Genomic DNA, 18,127 nt, shown 5'->3' with positions numbered 1-18,127 from the left:
CCTCCCAACACCCCGCGCCCCGTGGCTCGTTTCATGCGAAGCTGGGAGTCATGAGCGCCGACACGACCCGCAGGATCGCCCTCCTCCGGCACGCCAAGGCCGATTGGCCCGAGGTGTCCGACCACGAACGGCCGCTGGCGGAACGAGGCCGCAAGGACGCCCCGGCCGCCGGGCTGAAGCTCGCCGATACCGGCATCGCCTTCGACCTGGCCCTCTGCTCCACCGCCGCCCGCACGCGCGAGACCTGGAAGCTGGCCGTCCAGGAGATGCCGCACCGGCCGAAGACCTCGTACGAGGAGCGGCTGTACGACGCCTCGCTCGGCGAGCTGATCGCCCTGCTGAACGAGACCTCCGACGACGTCGCCAATCTCCTCGTCATCGGCCACAACCCCGGCATGCACGCCCTCGCCGACGCCCTCTCCGGGCGCGCGGAGGGCGACGCCCTGGCGCGAATCAGCCGTACGGGATTCCCCACCGCCGCGCTCGCCGTCGTCTCCTTCACCGGATCGTGGAAGACCCTGGAACACGGCGTGGGCACGCTGGTCGACTACTGGACCCCCAAGGGCCACTGACCGGGTCCGCGGGCCACGCGTGCAGGGGCCCCGGCGGGCACACCGCCGCCGGGGCCCCTTTCGTACGTCACGGACGTACGGGCCCCCCGGTCACGCCAGGTCGGCGGCCTCGATCTCCTCGCGGGTGATCCCGAGCAGGTACAGCACCGCGTCCAGGAAGGGCACGTTCACCGCCGTGTGCGCGGCCTCGCGGACCACCGGCTTGGCGTTGAAGGCCACGCCCAGCCCCGCCGCGTTCAGCATGTCCAGGTCGTTGGCGCCGTCACCGATGGCCACCGTCTGGGACAGCGGGACGTCCGCCTCGGCGGCGAACCGGCGCAGCAGCCGCGCCTTGCCGGCCCGGTCGACGATCTCGCCGGTGACCCGCCCGGTCAGCTTCCCGTCGATGATCTCCAGCGTGTTGGCGGCGGCGAAGTCCAGCCCGAGCCGCTGCCGCAGGTCGTCGGTCACCTGGGTGAACCCGCCCGAGACGACGCCCACCTGGTAGCCGAGCCGCTTCAGGGTCCGGATCAGGGTCCGCGCACCCGGGGTGAGCTGCACCTCGGCGCGGACCTTGTCCACGACGGAGACGTCCAGGCCCGCCAGCAGCGCCACGCGGGCGTGCAGCGACTGCTCGAAGTCCAGCTCGCCGCGCATGGCCCGCTCGGTGACCTCGGCGACCTCGGCCTCGCAGCCCGCGTGGGCCGCGAAGAGCTCGATGACCTCGTCCTGGATCAGGGTCGAGTCCACGTCCATGACGACGAGGCGCTGCGCCCGGCGGTGCAGCCCCGCCGAGACCACGGCGACGTCCACACCGATGTGGGCGGCGGCGGTGGCCAGCGCGGTGCGCAGCGGCTCCGTCTCGGTGCCGGATACGGCGAACTCCACCGCGGTCACCGGGTACTTGGCGAGACGGAAGATGCGGTCGATGTTGCCGCCGGTCGCGGTGATCCGGGCGGCGATCTGCGCCGTGGACTCGGCGGTGAGCGGGTGCCCCAGCACGGTGACGTGGGAACGGCCGCTGCCGCGCGGCCGGTTGTCGCCGGTGCCGGAGAGGATCTCGGCCTGCAGTTTGAGGGACTCGGCCCAGCTGTGGACGGTGGCCCGCAGGTCGCCCTCGGTGCCGCCGACGGGCTGGGTGACGAGGGCGCACAGGACGATGCGGCCCCGCGTGACGACCTGCTCGATGTCGACGACGTCGACGGAGTAGGCGGCGAGGGTGTCGAACAGCCCGGCGGTGATCCCGGGACGGTCCTTGCCGAAGATCTTGACGAGGAGGGTGGGGACGTCGGAGGTCTGCGATGCGCTCATGGTGAGGTCACCGTATCTTCCCGGCACCGGGGACAGGACCCCCGTCCCACTCCCTGAACGCGGCGGACGCCCCTCCCCGCCGCCCGGCCCGGAGCGGGCGGGGGAGCACGTACGCCGGGACCCGCCCTGCCGCCCGCCCCGTCGGGCGCGGTGCCCGGCGCGTTCTTCCGGCGAGAGCCGAGGGGATGCCGGGCGAGAAGTCCCGAATCTCACTCTCCGGGCGGCTTTCGACCCCGCCGGCGGGCACGCGCGGCCGGCCCGGCACGGCCCGGATTCCACATGTGGCCGCGGGCCTGAAATAGTTCCCCAGGATGTTCGCCATCCCTAGACTCCCTGACGTCATGGGGGATTCTCGGGGGACTTAAGTGGGGCTGGAGTGCCGGAACTCGTACTGGAATTGAATGGAAGGACCTGGACGCTCGATCCGTCCAGGTCGTACTCGCTGGGGCGCGATCCCCAGGGAGACGTCGTGATCGATGACGCACGGGTGTCGTGGCGGCACGCCACCATCAGCTGGAACGGACGCGGTTGGGGGATCGAGGACCACGGCAGCACCAATGGCACCTACGTGCACGGGGCCCGGGTCCAGCAGGCGGAGCTCGCGCCCGGTACGCCGGTCCACCTGGGCAACGCCACGGACGGCCCGCGCCTGAATCCGGTCGCCGCCGCGGCTCCGGCGCCGCAGCCGGCCGCGGCCCAGCAGGCCCCGGCGCAGCAGCAGGCGTACGCCCAGCAGGCCCCGGCGTACCAGGCCCCGCAGCAGCAGCTCCCGCCGCAGCAGTCCTGGGAGCAGCAGCACGCACAGCAGCCGCACCAGCCGCAGGCGCACTTCCCGCACCAGCAGGGCGGCGGCCCCGCCGCCTCCGTACCGGCGCAGGGAGCGGCCCCCGGCTACGGCGACCGCAGCCCGACCACGTTCCACCAGCTCTCGATGGGCCACGTCATGCGGATCGGCCGCGCGCTGGAGAACGAACTGGTGGTCTCCGACCTCCAGGTCTCCCGCCACCACGCCGAGTTCCGCTCGATGCCGGGCGGCCGCTTCGAGATCCACGACCTGGGCAGCCACAACGGCACCTACGTCAACGGCCAGCCGGTGGCCAAGTCCGGCACCGCACTGCTCGGCCCGAACGACGTCGTCGGTGTCGGCCACTCGACGTTCCGGATCGTCGGGGACCGGCTCGAGGAGTTCGTCGACACCGGCGAGGTCTCCTTCTCGGCCCGCCACCTCACGGTCACGGTCGACGGCGGCAAGCAGATCCTCAAGGACGTCACCTTCGGCGTCCCGGAGAAGTCGCTGGTCGGCGTCATCGGCCCGTCCGGCTCCGGCAAGTCGACCCTGCTCAAGGCGCTGACCGGCTACCGGCCGGCCAACCAGGGCGACGTCCTCTACGACAACCGCAACCTGTACAAGCAGTTCGCGGAGCTGCGCCAGCGCATCGGCCTGGTCCCGCAGGACGACATCCTGCACAAGGAACTGACCGTCCGCACCGCCCTGAAGTACGCGGCCAAGCTCCGCTTCCCGGGCGACACCGCCGAGTCCGAGCGCGCCGCCCGCATCGACGAGGTGCTGCGCGAGCTCAAGCTCGACATCCACAAGGACAAGAAGATCACCTCGCTCTCGGGCGGGCAGCGCAAGCGCGTGTCCGTGGCCCTGGAGCTGCTCACCAAGCCGTCGCTGATCTTCCTGGACGAGCCGACCTCCGGCCTCGACCCGGGCATGGACCGCGACGTCATGCAGCTGCTGCGCGGCCTCGCCGACGACGGCCGCACGGTGCTCGTCGTCACCCACTCGGTCGCCGAGCTGGCCATCTGCGACAAGCTGCTGGTCATGGCACCGGGCGGTTCGGTCGCCTACTTCGGTCCGCCGGACGAGGCGCTGAACTTCTTCGGCTACACGACGTGGGCGGACGTCTTCTCGGCCTTCGAGAACTACCGCGAGTACGACTGGGCCGGCCGCTGGAAGGGCTCGCAGCACTACCAGCTGTACGCCGCCGACATAGACTCCGTCGCCCCGCAGTCCGTCGCGATGCCCCCGGCCCAGCAGATGCGCCCGCCCAAGCCGCAGGCCTGGGGCTCCCAGCTGTGGACGCTGATCCGCCGCTACGTCTCGGTGATCGCCTCCGACAAGGGCTTCATCGGCCTGATGCTGATCCTGCCGGCGGTCCTGGGCGTGGTCTCCACGGTCATCCCCGCGAAGTTCGGCCTCGCGCCGCCCGTGGCGCCGTCCCGCTTCAACGGCGACGCCGGCACGATCATGCTGATCCTCGCGGTCGGCATGTGCTTCTCCGGCGCCGCCAACTCGGTCCGTGAGCTGATCAAGGAACGGGTCATCTACGAGCGCGAGCGCGCGACCGGCCTGTCCCGCTCGGCCTACCTCATGTCGAAGGTGATCGTCCTCGGCGTCATTACGGCCGTCCAGGGCGTGATCATCTGCGGGATCGGCTTCTACCCCCGCGACCTGCCGGCCGAGGGCCTGCTCATGCCCCCGGCCGTGGAGATCTGCCTGTCGGTCATCGCGCTCGGCTTCACCTCGATGATGTTCGGCCTGGTGATCTCCTCGCTGGTGAAGACCGCCGAGAAGACCATGCCGCTGCTGGTCATGTTCGCGATCGTCCAGGTCGTCTTCACCGGCATCCTGTTCCAGCTCTACGACTCCCCGGGCCTGGAGCAGTTCGCCTGGCTGATGCCGTCCCGCTGGGCGATCGCCGCCGCCGGAACCACGCTGAACCTCGGCGTGCTCATGCCGCCGTGGGACGCCGACAACCCGACCAACACCGACCCGCTCTGGGACGCCACGCTCGGACAGTGGAGCCTGAACATCACCATCCTGCTGCTCATCGGCATCGCCTGCGGCTTCGCGGTGCAGCGCCTGCTGCGCCGCCACGAGCCCGAGGTCATGCGCGCGGGCAAGTAGCACGACCCGAGCAGCACGGCCCGGCCCCGTACGCGGGAAGGGCCGGAGCGGTACGACCTGTCGTACGAACGCACGAACGCCTCAGGGCGGCACCCGGTACTCCGGGGGCCGCCCTGAGGCGCATGGGGGGTGCGGGAACGCCGCAGGCCTAGTAGGCGCTGTTGACGTTGTCCATCGAGCCGTAGCGGTCGGCCGCGTAGTTGCAGGCGGCGACGATGTTCGCGACCGGGTCGTACTGGTCGAACTTGGTGCCCTTGACGTGGTACGTCTTGAAGGTCGGGGCGATGACCTGGAGCAGGCCCTTGCTGGGGATGCCGTTGCGGGCGTTGATGTCCCAGTTGTTGATCGCCATCGGGTTGCCGCTGGACTCGCGCATCACGTTGCGGTGGATGCCGGCGTAGCTGCCGGGAATGCCCTCGCGCTTCATGATGAAGAGGGCTTCCTTGATCCAGCCGTCGAGGTTGTTCGCGAAGACCGGGGCGCGGGTCGCGGAACGGCTCGCGGCCGCCTTCTTCGCACGGGCCTTCTTCGCGTCGGCCTCGGCCTTCGCCTTGGCCTTCGCGGCCGCGTCCTTCGCCGCCTTGTCCGCGACGACCTGCTGGACGGAGAGGTGCTGCTGTACGGCCTTGGTCTGCGCGCCGGCGACGACCTGGCTCCAGGCGACGGGAGCGGCGGGGACGGCGGTCCCGGCCTCGGCCGCACCGGCCGGGACGAGCGAGAAGGCGAGCGCAGTGGCGCCGAGCGTGGCGACACCGGCAAGGGACAGCTTGTGTGCCTTCGTCAGACGACTGTGACCGGTAGTGCTGGAAGCAGACATGGCGGGGGCAACCTCTTCGACGGGGGGCCACCCCCGGGCAGACTGAGGGCGGAGCCACAGGAAAGCGCCGCGCTGATCCGGGATCTGCGGCGCTGTGCGACGGGAGCAATTCTTAGCGGTGGCAAAAACGCCTGGCAAAGGTGTGACGTACGATCCTGCTTAGTGGATCAGGGGGCGGCACTCCGCTCGGTTCCTGCCCCCCGGGGCTAGGCGGACCCGTGCTGACACGCTGCTTATGTGTCCACTAGGGAGCTTCGTAAGTGATGTGGGTCCTATGTGCGGCGTCACATCGGGTACGTAACAAACTGACCCAGCGTTGCGGAAGCAATGCGAGGCGTCATGGGTGTCCGACCTCAGGACCACCCCCGTCCCCTCTTGAACGCGAGCCTCGCGCCGCTCCGCGGGCTTCGCCCCGCTGCGCCGGACTCCGTCCGACGGGTGGCTGGGGGGCGTACGGCGTACGGCGCCCGGCGGGTGGCTGGGGTGGGGGACGGCCGCCTGACGGGCTCGGTCCCTCCCCGAGCGGCGGCCCCCGTACCGCCCCACCGGTTTCGGCCGGGGCGGCAGGCCCTCGCGCTGCCGCGTGGGCAGAGGGCGTGCGGGACGCGGCCGCTGGCACAGGGGCAGCCCAGCCGACCCGTCCCCGGGCCGGGAGCCCCAACGCTGTCGCGTCGGATGGGTCCGGCCGGGTTGAGGGGTGGAGTGAGGGCGCCGGCACGGCGGGACGGGCTCGCCGCACACCCAGGGGGCCCCGGCACGCCCTCGCCGACTTGGGCTGTCGTTCGGGCGGGGGGCCGCCGCATCCGGGACGGCAGCCCCATGCCGTCGCCACGGATGCCGTCCTGCCGGGGCGCAGACACGGTCGGCCGTCCCCGCACCAGGCCCGGCGCGGTCGTCGGCGACAAGGCCTACTCATCCGCGCCGCAATGATCTGGATCGACGACCTCCTGAAAGCCGCCGGCTGATCACCACCTCACGCACGCCCTGGCTACCTCACCTACTCCGTCACCGGCATCAGCTCGGCACCCGCCAGAGCCGACCCTGGCCAGCGGTCGTGACCACTCCGGGTGCACGCGGAGGAGCCAGCCGGTAGCGTCGAAGACGTGCGTTCCGCCCCATACGCTGCGGTCCGGCAGGGCCGTTGCCGATGCCGGCAGAGGAACGGGATCACATGCCAAAGCACAGCATCCAGGCGCTGACCGCGGCGGCCGCCCTGGTCTGCCTGGCGGCGATCGGCCCCACGCCCAGCGGCGCCGCCGGTCCCCCCGCCGCGCCCGCCGGACAGCCCGGCCCGGTGGCGCCGTCCCGGTTCGTGCCAGGTCCCTGTCCGAAGCCGCCCGAGCCGATCGAGGCGCTGGGGGACGCGCGCTGCGGCTTCCTCGAGGTCCCCGAGAACCGCTCCCGCCCTGGTAGCCGCACCCTCAAGCTGGCCGTCGCGCGCATTGAGGCCGCCTCCGCGAAGCCTGCGGCGGACCCGGTGGTGTTCATGGCGGGCGGCCCCGGCGCCGACACGTTCGACGACATTCCCTTCCTCATCGACGCCGGTCTGAACAAGGACCGGGAACTGATCATCATGGCCCAGCGCGGCACCCGCTACGACCAGCCGAACCTCGCCTGCCCGGAGGTCGACCGGTTCAACGCCCAGGCCGTCGGCCTGGGCTACGACGCGCAGCGGGCGGAGCAGCTCTTCCTGAAGGCGGTGCAGGACTGCCGGGACCGCCTGACGGCCGACGGCGCCGACCTGAGCGCCTACAACACCACCGAGAACGCCGCGGACTTCGCGGACCTGCGCACGGCGCTGGGCATCGCCCAGTGGAACGTCTACGGGTACTCCTACGGAAGCAACCTGGCCCTCACCTACCTGCGCCTGCACCCCGAGGGGATCCGCGCGGTGGCGATCGACTCGATCGCGCCTCCCCAGTCGGTGACGCTGCCGTGGACGTGGGGCAGCACCGCCGAGGGGATCCGCACCATCTTCGAGGCGTGCGCGGCGCAGCCCGCCTGCAAGGACCGGTACCCGGACCTTCCGCGCCTGCTGACGGAGCAGGTGCGCAGGCTGGAGGCACAGCCGCTCACGCTGGACGTCACGCCGCCGGACGGCGGCAAGCCCGTGAAGACCGTTCTCGACGGCGGCGCGCTGCTGAACCTGATCGTCGCCTTCACCCCGCGGCCCAAGGACATGCCGGCGGCGCTCGACGAGCTCAGCCGCGGCAACCCGGAGCGCTTCGCGAAGGCCCGGGCGGCCGGCTCGGTCCAGAAGGTCGGTGAATTCGCGCACGGCCTGACGAACTCGATCGCGTGCAGCGAGTGGGCTCCGGGGTACACGGAGCCCGACGTGCTGAAGGCGGGACAGAAGGCCTTCCCCGGGTGGCCGGACACGGTCCTGGCGCAGGTGCCCCAGCTGCCCTTCCAGTACGCGGCGTGCGGGATCTGGAACGTTCCGGACCGCGCCTCCGTCCAGCGGGTGCCCACGGTCAGCTCGGTGCCGGCGCTCGTCATCTCCGGCACGTTCGACGTGAAGACCGGTGCGAGCTGGGCGGAGGGCGTGAGCCGCGACCTGTCCGACTCGACTGCCGTCCAGGTTCCCGGAATCGGCCACTGGGTGGTCCCGCAGTCGCCGTGCGCGCAACGCGTACTGGCCTCGTTCCTCGCTCGCCCGACCGCGCCCGACACCGGTTGCGTGGACGATCTCGAGCCCGGTCCGTTCACGATCATCCCGAAGTAACCGGGAGGGCAGATGGCACGTCATCACGCGCCTCGTCGTCGGCGCACCGTGCGACGGCTCCTGGCCCCGTCGGCCGGCGTGGCGACAGGTCTCCTCGTCACCGGCCTGCTCGCGGCGCCCGCGCCGGCGCAGCCCCGTACCGACACCGCCCCCAGCCCAGGAGCACCGATCGGCACGGTGGCCCGCACGGTGGGCGACGCCCGCTTCGAACCGGGCCCCTGCCCCAAGACTCCCGAGCCGATCGAAGCCCTGGAAGGGGCTCGCTGCGGAACGCTCACCGTGCCCGAGAACCGCACCGAGCCGAGCGGTCGCACGATCCGACTCGGTGTGGCGATCGTGCCCGCCGCGACCGACGAGCCCGCGCCCGACCCCGTCGTGTGGCTCGCGGGCGGGCCCGGAGACGACGCGGTCGGAGAGGCGAAGATGGCCATCGACGGCGGCCTGAACCGCGACCGTGACGTGATCTTCATGTCCCAGCGCGGTACGTACTCGGCCGAGCCCGACCTGCTCTGCCCCAACATCGACGAGTTCAACGCGCGCGCGGTCGGCCTCGTCTTCGGCGCGCCGTCCACCGAGCGCCTGCACGTCGAGGCCACGAAGGCCTGCCGCGACAAGCTGGCGGGCCGCGGGATGGACCTCAGCGCCTACAACGACACCGAGAGCGCCGCCGACTACGACGACCTGCGCACCGCGCTGGGCGTCGAGGAGTGGAACCTGTACGGCATCTCCTACGGCACCCACCTGGCCCTGACCTCCATGCGCCTGCACCCCGAAGGGCTCCGCTCGGTCGGCCTCGACGGCATCCTGCCGCCGTCCCGGGCCGGGGAGGCGTCGACCTGGAGCAGCGCCCGGCAGGGCTTCGACGGCCTGTTCAAGGCGTGCGCGGACCAGCCGGCGTGCAACGAGCGCTACCCGAACCTGTCGGCCACCTTCGAGAAGCTCGTCCGCGACCTGGAGGCCGAGCCGGTCACCACCACCGTCACGCTCCCCGGCAGCGACAAGCCGGTGAAGGTCGTACTGGACGGCGGCGCGCTGGTGAACTGGCTGGTGTCCGCCACCCACGTGGCGACCCAGGTACCGGCTGCGCTCGACGAACTGGCGCACGGGAAGCCGCAGCGCATCGCCCGGCAGTGGGCGGGCGGCAAGCTCAGCCCCCAGGCCATCGGAAGGGTTTCGCACGGCCTCGTCTACGGCGTCTTCTGCAGCGCGTGGACGCCGTACGAGGGTGAGGACGCGGCGCTCCAGGGCGGTCAGAAGGAGTTCCCCTCGTTCCCGCGCTCGGTGCAGGCACAGGCTCCGCTGCTCGCCTCGCTGCGTCCGGACTGCGACGTCTGGGACATCCCGGCGGCCGCGCCCTCGATCCGGGATGCCACCCGAGGCGACATCCCCACCCTCGCCCTGTCGGGTGCCTTCGACGCCCAGACCGGGGCGGACAACGGGCCCTACGTCGCCCGCACGCTGGACAAGGCCACCGTCGTCACGATCCCCTACGAGCCGCACGTGGTGTTCGCGACCTCGAAGTGCGCGCAGGAGATCACCCTCTCGTTCTTCGACCACCCGACCGCACCCGATACCGAATGCGTGAAGAACCTCCAGGCGCCCAAGTTCGAGATCGGACCCTGAGGCGGCCGCCGCCTCGTCGGAGTCACCATGCACCTCGGCGCTGAGACGGCATCCACGGAGCGATGGGTGAACGAACGCGCCCAGAAAGCCTGGTGGGAGGGGTGGGACCCGGTCAGCGCAGGACGTCGGCCCAATGGGCCAGGACCGAGGGGAGCTCGTTGGCGTCCACCCACGCCCGGAACAGTTGGTCGCCTTCGACCCGCCGCTCTGGGGTGCCCGTGTACACGGCGACGACCGCGCGGTCGTGCATCAGCGCGTCCTCCCTCTGTCCGGACAGCTCCTTCGACACGATCACGTACCCCTGGCGGTACGTGAGCGGGCCTACCTCGTACACGTCTTTCACCTCGGGAGCCCCGGGGTCCGCGTTTATGTTCATGGACCAAGAGCCTATGCCCGCTCCTCGCGCTTCGGGGTGAAAGTGGCAATCCCCCGGCGCCCCAATCCCCCGGCAGCGGCCCGCGCCGTGCAGGCACCTGCAATCGCGGCGGTCACAGCGCGGCACACGTCCGCCGAGCCCGCCCGCCCGCTCGGGGCGGAGGCGCGCCCGGAGCCCGGCCTCCCCGCCCACCCCGGCCGGAGGCCTACCGCTCGCGTTCCTCCACCGGCGCGTTGTACGCCGCCACCAGCGCCCGCCGCGCCACCCGCTCCACCGGGCGCAGCACCTCTGCCCGCGCCGCCATCTCCGAGGCGGCCACCGCACCGCCGGGCCCGTGCTCGTGTGCCAGCGACACCAGCAGGTCCACCCGCTGCGCCAGCGCCAGCACCCGTACCGCCCGCGCCGGATAGCCCGGCGCCAGCACCTCCCGCCCGGCCTCCGCCCGTGCCCGGTACGCCGACAGCGCCGCATCGGCCACCGGCCCCGAGCCCGCCACGTCCAGCCGGGTCAGCGCCACCGTCGCCTCCTGCAGCGCCTGCGCCAGCTCCCGCTCCGCCTCGCCCAGCGACGGTACGTCCGCCGGGGGAGCCTCCCGTACCGGCAGGCAGTGCCACGTCACCGAGACGTGCACGTCCCCGTCCGGGCCCGCCTCGGAGACCTCCGGCACCAGGCCCACGGCCGCGCCCACGGCGACCACCGCCTCCTCGGCGTCCAGGGCCCGCGCGTTGAACTCCGGCGGTCCGCTCAGGCCCAGCGGATGCCCCGGCGCCGGCAGTGCCACCCGCAGTCCGGTCACCCCCATCGCCCGCATCCGGCCCAGGGCGAGCGTCAGCCCCACCGGCCCCGCTTCCCCCGGCAGCCCCGCCACGCGGTGCACGGCGTCCTCGCCCACGATCGACGACACGGCCTCGTCGGGCGAGACCAGACCTGCCAGCAGAGCATTCCCCCAGGCGGCCAGCCGCCCTGAACGCGGTTCGAAAAGCATCCCCCCACTTTACGGATCCGCCCCCCGACCCGGCCCCGGCCCCGGACCCCTCCCTGAGTGGCGTAGGTTTTCCCCTGGGGCTGCGCCTGCCGGCGCACAGAGAACCGTGACTGCAAGGGGTGACAACACGCTCATGAGCGATGTTCTGGAGCTGGTGGACGTATCCGTGGTCCGCGAGGGCCGGGCTCTGGTGGACCAGGTCTCCTGGTCGGTGAAGGAGGGGGAGCGCTGGGTGATCCTCGGCCCCAACGGCGCCGGCAAGACCACGCTGCTGAACCTCGCCTCCAGCTACCTCTTCCCCACCACGGGAAGCGCCACCATCCTCGGCAGCACCCTCGGCAAGGTGGACGTCTTCGAGCTGCGCCCCCGGATCGGCGTCGCCGGCATCGCGATGGCCGACAAGCTCCCCAAGCGGCAGACCGTCCTGGAGACCGTCCTCACCGCCGCCTACGGCATGACGGCGACCTGGCACGAGGAGTACGAGGACGTCGACGAGCAGCGCGCCCGCGCCTTCCTCGACCGCCTCGGCATGACGGACTACCTCGACCGCAAGTTCGGCACCCTCTCCGAGGGCGAACGCAAGCGCACGCTGATCGCCCGCGCTCTGATGACCGACCCCGAGCTCCTGCTCCTCGACGAGCCCGCCGCCGGCCTGGACCTCGGCGGCCGCGAGGACCTCGTGCGCCGGCTCGGCCGTCTCGCCCGGGACCCGCTCGCCCCCTCCATGATCATGGTCACGCACCACGTCGAGGAGATCGCCCCCGGCTTCACCCACGTCCTGATGATCCGCCAGGGCAAGGTGGTCACGGCGGGGCCGATCGACCTGGAACTGACGTCGCGCAACCTCTCGCTCTGCTTCGGACTCCCGCTGGTGGTCGAGCGCAACGAGAACGACCGCTGGACCGCCCAGGGCCTGCCGCTGCGCTAGCGGACCCGCCCGCGGGCGTCGTCCGCCCGCGGCGCGGGTCCGCCCATGCCGCGGTCCCCGCACCCTGTCCCCACCGTGCCCGCCCGACCTACCATGACCATGTGGACATCGACGCGTGGGTGTGGTGGCTCATCGGCGCGGTCGGACTGGGCATCCCCCTCGTCCTGACCGCCATGCCGGAATTCGGCATGTTCGCCGTCGGCGCGGTCGCGGCCGCCGTCACGGCGGCCCTCGGCGGGGGAGTGGTGGCGCAGGTCCTCGTCTTCGCGGTCGTGTCGGTCGCGCTCATCGCGGTCGTCCGCCCGATCGCCAACCGCCACCGCGATCAACGCCCCCAACACCGCAGCGGCATCGATGCGTTGAGGGGGAAGAGCGCCGTCGTCCTCGAACGCGTCGACGGCAGCGGGGGTCGCATCAAGCTCGCCGGCGAGATCTGGTCCGCCCGCGCCCTGGACGCGGACACCAGCTTCGAACCGGGCCAGTCCGTCGACGTGGTGGAGATCGACGGGGCGACCGCAGTCGTCATGTGAACCGTTGTGAGCCGATGTGAGCCGTCAGGCAGCCGTCATGTGAGCAACCAGCCGACTCGCGGCCCCGGGGTCTGCGAGACTCCGCTCAACGGGGCAGCACAGACAGCCGGAAGGGCACGGGGAACCGCATGCAACCGATCATCATCGTCCTGATCATTCTGGTGGTTCTGGTCTTCATCGCACTGGTCAAGACGATCCAGGTGATCCCGCAGGCCAGCGCCGCCATCGTCGAACGGTTCGGCCGCTACACCCGCACCCTCAACGCGGGCCTCAACATCGTCGTCCCGTTCATCGACTCGATCCGCAACCGGATCGACCTCCGCGAGCAGGTCGTCCCCTTCCCGCCGCAGCCCGTCATCACGCAGGACAACCTGGTGGTCAACATCGACACCGTCATCTACTACCAGGTGACCGACGCACGGGCCGCGACGTACGAAGTGGCCAGCTACATCCAGGCCATCGAGCAGCTCACCGTCACCACCCTCCGCAACATCATCGGCGGCATGGACCTGGAACGGACCCTCACCTCCCGCGAGGAGATCAACGCCGCCCTGCGAGGCGTCCTCGACGAGGCCACCGGCAAGTGGGGCATCCGCGTCAACCGCGTCGAGCTCAAGGCCATCGAGCCGCCGACCTCCATCCAGGACTCGATGGAGAAGCAGATGCGCGCCGACCGCGACAAGCGCGCCGCGATCCTCCAGGCCGAGGGCGTCCGCCAGTCCGAGATCCTGCGCGCCGAGGGCGAGAAGCAGTCCTCGATCCTGCGCGCGGAGGGTGACGCCAAGGCGGCCGCCCTGCGCGCCGAGGGTGAAGCACAGGCGATCCGGACGGTGTTCGAGTCCATCCACGCCGGCGACGCCGACCAGAAGCTCCTCGCCTACCAGTACCTCCAGATGCTCCCCAAGATCGCCGAAGGCGACGCCAACAAGCTCTGGATCGTGCCGAGCGAGATCGGCGACGCCCTCAAGGGCCTCTCCGGCGCCATGGGCAACTTCGGCCCCATGGGCGGCGGTACCGGCTTCAACCCGCAGAACTCCGGCAAGGGCAACGGCAATGGCAATGGCAGCCAGGGTGACGACCACACCCGGGAGCGCCGCGAACAGCCCCCCATCGACTGACCCCGGGTCCGGCCCCCGGCCCCCGGCGGCCTGACACCCGACGCCTGACCCTGAAACCCGGGCGGACCGCCCCGTCCTGCATGATCAGTGAGGCCCCCCGACCTTCACGGCGGGGAGGCGACTCACTCACGCAAAGGGGATGGCCCAGTCCATGTCCATCTGGGAATCACTCGCGGTCTTCGCCGCCGGCATCGGAGCCGGCACGATCAACACCATCGTCGGGTCCGGCACCCTGATCACCTTTCCGGTGCTGCTCGCCACCGGCCTGCCGCCCGTCACCGCCAACGTCTCCAACACCCTCGGCCTGGTGCCCGGCTCCATCAGCGGAGCCATCGGCTACCGCAAGGAACTCCAGGGGCAGCGTGCCCGCATCCTGCGGCTCGGCGCCGTCTCCCTCGTCGGCGGATTCGCGGGCGCAGTCCTGCTCCTCACGCTGCCGTCGGACTCCTTCAACACGATCGTGCCCGTCCTCATCGGACTGGCCCTCGTGCTGGTCGTCCTCCAACCCCGCCTGGCTGCGGCCCTGCGCAGGCGCCAGGAAGCCGCCGGGGGAGACACCGGCCACCCCGACGGCGGCCCCGCCCTGCTCACCGGCATGCTCTTCGCCAGCGCGTACGGAGGCTACTTCGGCGCGGCCCAGGGCGTGCTCTACCTCGGCCTGATGGGCCTGCTGCTCCGCGAGGACCTCCAGCGCACCAACGCCGTGAAGAACGTCATCGCCGCCATGGTCAACGGCATCGCGGCCGTCGTCTTCCTCTTCGTCGCCGAGTTCGACTGGACGGCGGTGCTGCTCATCGCGGTCGGCTCCACCATCGGCGGCCAGATCGGCGCCAAGGTGGGCAGGCGCCTCCCGCCCACCGCCCTGCGCGCCGTCATCGTGACCGTCGGCGTCATCGCGATCGTCCAGCTGCTCATCCGCTGAGCGACGTAGCCGAGCTACGCCGCCCCCCGCGTCCGAGTACCCACCGGGGACGGCCCCCGGCCACAGCACTAGGCGGAACGCTCCAGCCACTCGGGCAGGACGTCCCGCCCGGCCACCCCCATCGCCAGCAGCATGGCATCGGCGGGGGAGGGCACGAAGGGCTTCCGGAGCAGGGGCATCCCCGCCTCCTCCGGAGTCCGGGCCGCCTTGCGGTGGTTGTCCTCGGCACAGGAGGCGACCGTGTTCAGCCAGGTGTCCCCACCCCCCTGGGCCCGCGGCAGCACGTGGTCCACGGTCGTCGCGCGCTTCCCGCAGTAGGCGCACCGGTGCTGGTCCCGGACCAGCACCCCCCTCCGCGACCAGGGAGCATGTCTTCGGAAGGGCACCCGTACGTACCTGCAGAGCCTGATCACCCGGGGCATCGGGAGCTCCATCGTGGCCGCGCGCACACGAAGCTCGGGATGCGACTGTTCGACGACGGCCTTGTCCTGGAGCACCAGAACCACAGCCCGGTTCAACGTCACCGTCGACAGCGGCTCGAAGCTCGCATTCAGCACCAGCGTGTCCCGCATCTCGCCCACCTCCCGTGTGCAGGCCCGCGACCACACTGGCGGCAGGGCCCGCGACCACTCTGGCCGCGCGCGCCACGCGGGACAACGCAATAAAAATGCCCGGTCCTGGCCGTCTTTAGACCAGGACCGGGCAAACGCTCGGAGAACGATCAGCCGGCGGGCGCCTCGTACTCACCGATCAGCTGGGCGCGGCCCAGGGTGTGGAACCGCAGATGGAAGCCGACCGCGGCAGGAGAGGCGTCCTCGTCGGGACCGAGCTCCTCCTGATCCACCGCGTACACGGTGAAGACGTACCGGTGCCGCTCCCCGCTCGGCGGCGCGGCGCCCCCGAAGTCCTTCGTGCCGTAGTCGTTGCGCACGTGGACGGCGCCCGCGGGCAGCCCCTCGAACTTCCCGCTGCCCGCGCCGGCCGGCAGCTCGGTGACCGAGGCCGGCAGGTCGAAGAGCACCCAGTGCCAGAATCCGCTGCCCGTCGGCGCGTCCGGATCGAAGCACGTCACCGCGAAGCTCTTCGTCCCCTCGGGGAACCCCTCCCACCGCAACGACGGCGAGACGTTCCCGCCCGACAGGACCTGGGCGTCACCCAGATCCGCCCCGGGCGCCAGCTCCGCGCTCGTCACGCGGAATGCCTGCACCTCGGGGTGGAAGTCGTGCGGAAGCGGCGCCCTGCTCTGCTCGGTCACTGCTGACCCTCCTGGTCGGATGGCTGATCTGATGCTTCTCCCGGGAGAGCCTAGGAGGCTAGAGCCAGTTGCGCGTGGAACCGACGGACGCGATCCACTGGTTCAGGTACGCCGCCCAGTCGGTCCCCTGGTACGACTGCAGCCCGACCTGGAAGCAGCGGTAGGTGTCGCTGCCCTCGCTGAACAGCCCCGGCTTCTTGTCCATCTCCAGGACGACGTCCATCTCGCGTCCGTCGGAGACGAAGGTGAGCTCGACCTGGTGAAGCCCCCGGTACTGCGACGGCGGCAGGAACTCGATCTCCTGGTAGAAGGGCAGCGTCTGCCGCGTCCCGCGGATGTGCCCGCGCTCCATGTCCGCGCTGCGGAAGGAGAAACCGAGCTGACGGAAGGCGTCGAGGATCGCCTGCTGGGCCGGCACCGGGTGCACGTTGATCGGGTCGAGGTCACCCGCATCGACCGCGCGAGCGATCTCCAGCTCGGTGCTGACCCCGATGTTCATCCCGTGCAGCTGCTGACCCCCGAAGTGGGTGATCGGCGTCTCCGCCGGAATCTCCAGCCCGAAGGGCACCACGTGGAGGGCGCCCGCCTGCACCTGGAACGCCCCGCCGAGGCGCTGCTTGTTGAAGACGACGTCCTGCTTGTACTCCTGATCGCCGCCCTCCACCTCCACGCGCGCCTGGAGACCGACCGACAGCCCCTCGATCTGCTGCTCCACCGAGCCGCCCTGGATCCGGACCTCGCCCTGGACGATCCCGCCCGGCACGACGTTCGGCTCGGTGATGACCGTGTCCACCGATGCGCCACCGGCACCCAGGCTCGCGAACAGCTTCTTGAACCCCATGTTCAAACTCCCTGATGAAGGATCTGAAGACCTAAGACATAAGACCTATGACCTGAGGACGGGCGACGACGCCGCACCGGCATCGCACCTACCCCTACCAACGCGGAACACTAGGCCCCGGTTGCAGGCGCGCACCGTCCACTACCCTCGACCGGATGAGCGCGCGCACCGACCGTACGCCCCTGGCACGGTCCTTCTTCGACCGCCCGGTCCTCACGGTGGCCCCCGACCTCCTCGGCCGCACCCTGGTCCGCCGCACCCCGGAGGGCCCCCTGGAACTGCGCATCACGGAGGTCGAGGCCTACGAGGGCGAGGCGGACCCCGGCTCCCACGCCTATCGGGGCCGCACCGCCCGCAACGCATCGATGTTCGGCCCGCCCGGACACGCGTACGTCTACTTCATCTACGGCATGTGGTTCAGCCTCAACCTGGTGTGCGGTCCGCCCGGCCACGCGAGCGGGGTCCTCCTGCGCGCGGGCGAGGTCACGGTGGGCGCCGACCTGGCCGCGAAACGTCGCATCTCGGCCAAAAACCCGAGGGAACTGGCCAAAGGGCCGGCCCGCCTGGCCACGGCCCTGGACATCGACCGCTCCCTCGACGGCACCGACCTCTGCGGGGGCCCGGACTCCCCCCTCTCCGTACTCGCGGGCGCCCCCACGGCTCCCCACCTGGTGAGCAGCGGACCCCGCACCGGAGTGGGCGGAGAGGGCGGCCTGCACCCGTACCGCTACTGGCTCACGGGCGACCCTACGGTCAGCCCGTACCGCGCCCACGCGCCACGCCGCCGCTCAACTTGACTCGCCCCTTCCGGACGCCTAACGTTGCCCGAGCCGCTTGAACGGGCCACTGCCATCAGCAGACCCCGGAGCGGCCAACCCACTCCCTACGACTTACCCCTGGCGGGGTCCTCTTCGGCACGCCCGAATTCCTCACCGCCGGCTCGATTATGAGCACCAAGGGGAAAGCGCTAACGTAGCGGAGCGCCGAAAGGCACAGACCCTCCGACGGTCACTGAATTCAATTCCCGGCCCGAAAGCGGCAGGGAAGCGATCTGGTAGAGTCGGAATCGCCGGAAAGGGAAGCGCGAAAGCGAATACCTGGAAAGCGAAGCCCGCTTCGACCGGGAATCGGACACGAAGAGTCTGGTAGAGTCGGAAACGCAAGAACAGAACGAAAGCCCGGAGGAAAGCCCGAGAGGGTGAGTACGAAGGAAGCGTCCGTTCCTTGAGAA

Annotated in this window: 16 protein-coding genes; 9 read left to right on the top strand and 7 right to left on the bottom strand. The window is 71.0% G+C overall.

Translation table 11 applies throughout. The annotated features are described in order from the left end of the window. Positions 1–50: 50 nt before the first annotated feature. Positions 51–572 (top strand): SixA phosphatase family protein, encoded by a 522-nt coding sequence (locus ACFWU6_RS27195; RefSeq protein ID WP_383811449.1) that lies wholly within the window; start codon positions 51–53, stop codon positions 570–572. A gap of 90 nt (positions 573–662) precedes the next feature. Here ACFWU6_RS27195 and serB read toward each other — a convergent pair whose 3' ends face one another. After that, positions 663–1,862 carry a phosphoserine phosphatase SerB gene (gene serB / locus ACFWU6_RS27190; RefSeq protein WP_383811446.1) on the bottom strand — a complete coding sequence of 400 codons (1,200 nt, stop codon included), beginning with the start codon at positions 1,860–1,862 and terminating at the stop codon, positions 663–665. Between the two features lie 397 nt (positions 1,863–2,259). On the opposite strand from serB, the gene ACFWU6_RS27185 reads away from it, so the two are divergent. After that, positions 2,260–4,776 (top strand): FHA domain-containing protein, encoded by a 2,517-nt coding sequence (locus tag ACFWU6_RS27185; protein WP_383811457.1) that lies wholly within the window; start codon positions 2,260–2,262, stop codon positions 4,774–4,776. Between the two features lie 148 nt (positions 4,777–4,924). Here the strand turns inward: ACFWU6_RS27185 and ACFWU6_RS27180 are convergent, their stop codons facing one another. Next, positions 4,925–5,593 carry a transglycosylase SLT domain-containing protein gene (locus ACFWU6_RS27180; protein ID WP_383811443.1) on the bottom strand — a complete coding sequence of 223 codons (669 nt, stop codon included), beginning with the start codon at positions 5,591–5,593 and terminating at the stop codon, positions 4,925–4,927. A 1,171-nt stretch (positions 5,594–6,764) separates the two neighbouring features. Between ACFWU6_RS27180 and ACFWU6_RS27175 the strand changes: the two genes are divergently transcribed. Then, positions 6,765–8,318, top strand: coding sequence for an alpha/beta fold hydrolase (locus ACFWU6_RS27175; protein ID WP_383983544.1), 1,554 nt, complete (start codon positions 6,765–6,767; stop codon positions 8,316–8,318). 12 nt (positions 8,319–8,330) lie between these two features. Then, positions 8,331–9,941 (top strand): alpha/beta fold hydrolase, encoded by a 1,611-nt coding sequence (locus ACFWU6_RS27170; RefSeq protein ID WP_383983542.1) that lies wholly within the window; start codon positions 8,331–8,333, stop codon positions 9,939–9,941. Positions 9,942–10,053: 112 nt separating this feature from the next. On the opposite strand, the gene ACFWU6_RS27165 is transcribed toward ACFWU6_RS27170, so the two are convergent. Together ACFWU6_RS27165 and ACFWU6_RS27160 are read right to left on the bottom strand one after the other, a co-directional pair. Further along, the gene (locus ACFWU6_RS27165; protein WP_383811434.1) at positions 10,054–10,317 is read right to left on the bottom strand and encodes a hypothetical protein; all 264 of its coding nucleotides are present in this window, start codon (positions 10,315–10,317) and stop codon (positions 10,054–10,056) included. Between the two features lie 205 nt (positions 10,318–10,522). Next, positions 10,523–11,302 carry a hypothetical protein gene (locus tag ACFWU6_RS27160; protein WP_383811432.1) on the bottom strand — a complete coding sequence of 260 codons (780 nt, stop codon included), beginning with the start codon at positions 11,300–11,302 and terminating at the stop codon, positions 10,523–10,525. Between the two features lie 133 nt (positions 11,303–11,435). Between ACFWU6_RS27160 and ACFWU6_RS27155 the strand changes: the two genes are divergently transcribed. The 4 genes from ACFWU6_RS27155 (at position 11,436) to ACFWU6_RS27140 (ending at position 14,800) form a co-directional block, all read left to right on the top strand. Next, complete coding sequence (locus ACFWU6_RS27155) at positions 11,436–12,230, top strand: ABC transporter ATP-binding protein (RefSeq protein ID WP_383811429.1); 795 nt, start codon at positions 11,436–11,438, stop codon at positions 12,228–12,230. A 101-nt stretch (positions 12,231–12,331) separates the two neighbouring features. Further along, positions 12,332–12,760, top strand: coding sequence for an NfeD family protein (locus ACFWU6_RS27150; protein ID WP_383811426.1), 429 nt, complete (start codon positions 12,332–12,334; stop codon positions 12,758–12,760). Between the two features lie 128 nt (positions 12,761–12,888). After that, positions 12,889–13,878 carry an SPFH domain-containing protein gene (locus ACFWU6_RS27145; protein ID WP_383811423.1) on the top strand — a complete coding sequence of 330 codons (990 nt, stop codon included), beginning with the start codon at positions 12,889–12,891 and terminating at the stop codon, positions 13,876–13,878. Positions 13,879–14,029: 151 nt separating this feature from the next. Further along, the gene (locus tag ACFWU6_RS27140; protein WP_383811420.1) at positions 14,030–14,800 is read left to right on the top strand and encodes a sulfite exporter TauE/SafE family protein; all 771 of its coding nucleotides are present in this window, start codon (positions 14,030–14,032) and stop codon (positions 14,798–14,800) included. Positions 14,801–14,868: 68 nt separating this feature from the next. Here ACFWU6_RS27140 and ACFWU6_RS27135 read toward each other — a convergent pair whose 3' ends face one another. From ACFWU6_RS27135 to ACFWU6_RS27125, 3 genes are all read right to left on the bottom strand, one after another. Then, complete coding sequence (locus ACFWU6_RS27135; protein WP_383811417.1) at positions 14,869–15,372, bottom strand: HNH endonuclease; 504 nt, start codon at positions 15,370–15,372, stop codon at positions 14,869–14,871. 149 nt (positions 15,373–15,521) lie between these two features. Further along, positions 15,522–16,055: a YbhB/YbcL family Raf kinase inhibitor-like protein gene (locus ACFWU6_RS27130; protein WP_383983540.1), complete on the bottom strand. Its 534-nt coding sequence runs from the start codon at positions 16,053–16,055 to the stop codon at positions 15,522–15,524. Positions 16,056–16,113: 58 nt separating this feature from the next. Beyond that, positions 16,114–16,896 (bottom strand): sporulation protein, encoded by a 783-nt coding sequence (locus tag ACFWU6_RS27125; RefSeq protein WP_383983538.1) that lies wholly within the window; start codon positions 16,894–16,896, stop codon positions 16,114–16,116. Positions 16,897–17,051: 155 nt separating this feature from the next. Between ACFWU6_RS27125 and ACFWU6_RS27120 the strand changes: the two genes are divergently transcribed. Continuing rightward, positions 17,052–17,693, top strand: coding sequence for a DNA-3-methyladenine glycosylase (locus tag ACFWU6_RS27120; protein WP_383983536.1), 642 nt, complete (start codon positions 17,052–17,054; stop codon positions 17,691–17,693). Positions 17,694–18,127 lie beyond the last annotated feature (434 nt).

This window comes from Streptomyces sp. NPDC058674 (assembly GCF_042716505.1).
In the GTDB taxonomy this organism is placed as follows: domain Bacteria; phylum Actinomycetota; class Actinomycetes; order Streptomycetales; family Streptomycetaceae; genus Streptomyces.
Note: the sequence above shows the minus strand (reverse complement) of the source record. Positions and strands in the feature narration are given on the sequence as shown.

What these genes read in the sequence shown, in the direction of transcription:
- ACFWU6_RS27195 (WP_383811449.1), top strand. Translation starts at nt 51, where the DNA reads ATGAGCGCCGACACGACCCGCAGGATCGCCCTCCTCCGGCACGCCAAG.
- serB (WP_383811446.1), bottom strand. Translation starts at nt 1,862, where the DNA reads ATGAGCGCATCGCAGACCTCCGACGTCCCCACCCTCCTCGTCAAGATC.
- ACFWU6_RS27180 (WP_383811443.1), bottom strand. Translation starts at nt 5,593, where the DNA reads ATGTCTGCTTCCAGCACTACCGGTCACAGTCGTCTGACGAAGGCACAC.
- ACFWU6_RS27175 (WP_383983544.1), top strand. Translation starts at nt 6,765, where the DNA reads ATGCCAAAGCACAGCATCCAGGCGCTGACCGCGGCGGCCGCCCTGGTC.
- ACFWU6_RS27170 (WP_383983542.1), top strand. Translation starts at nt 8,331, where the DNA reads ATGGCACGTCATCACGCGCCTCGTCGTCGGCGCACCGTGCGACGGCTC.
- ACFWU6_RS27165 (WP_383811434.1), bottom strand. Translation starts at nt 10,317, where the DNA reads ATGAACATAAACGCGGACCCCGGGGCTCCCGAGGTGAAAGACGTGTAC.
- ACFWU6_RS27160 (WP_383811432.1), bottom strand. Translation starts at nt 11,302, where the DNA reads ATGCTTTTCGAACCGCGTTCAGGGCGGCTGGCCGCCTGGGGGAATGCT.
- ACFWU6_RS27155 (WP_383811429.1), top strand. Translation starts at nt 11,436, where the DNA reads ATGAGCGATGTTCTGGAGCTGGTGGACGTATCCGTGGTCCGCGAGGGC.
- ACFWU6_RS27145 (WP_383811423.1), top strand. Translation starts at nt 12,889, where the DNA reads ATGCAACCGATCATCATCGTCCTGATCATTCTGGTGGTTCTGGTCTTC.
- ACFWU6_RS27140 (WP_383811420.1), top strand. Translation starts at nt 14,030, where the DNA reads ATGTCCATCTGGGAATCACTCGCGGTCTTCGCCGCCGGCATCGGAGCC.
- ACFWU6_RS27135 (WP_383811417.1), bottom strand. Translation starts at nt 15,372, where the DNA reads ATGCGGGACACGCTGGTGCTGAATGCGAGCTTCGAGCCGCTGTCGACG.
- ACFWU6_RS27125 (WP_383983538.1), bottom strand. Translation starts at nt 16,896, where the DNA reads ATGGGGTTCAAGAAGCTGTTCGCGAGCCTGGGTGCCGGTGGCGCATCG.
- ACFWU6_RS27120 (WP_383983536.1), top strand. Translation starts at nt 17,052, where the DNA reads ATGAGCGCGCGCACCGACCGTACGCCCCTGGCACGGTCCTTCTTCGAC.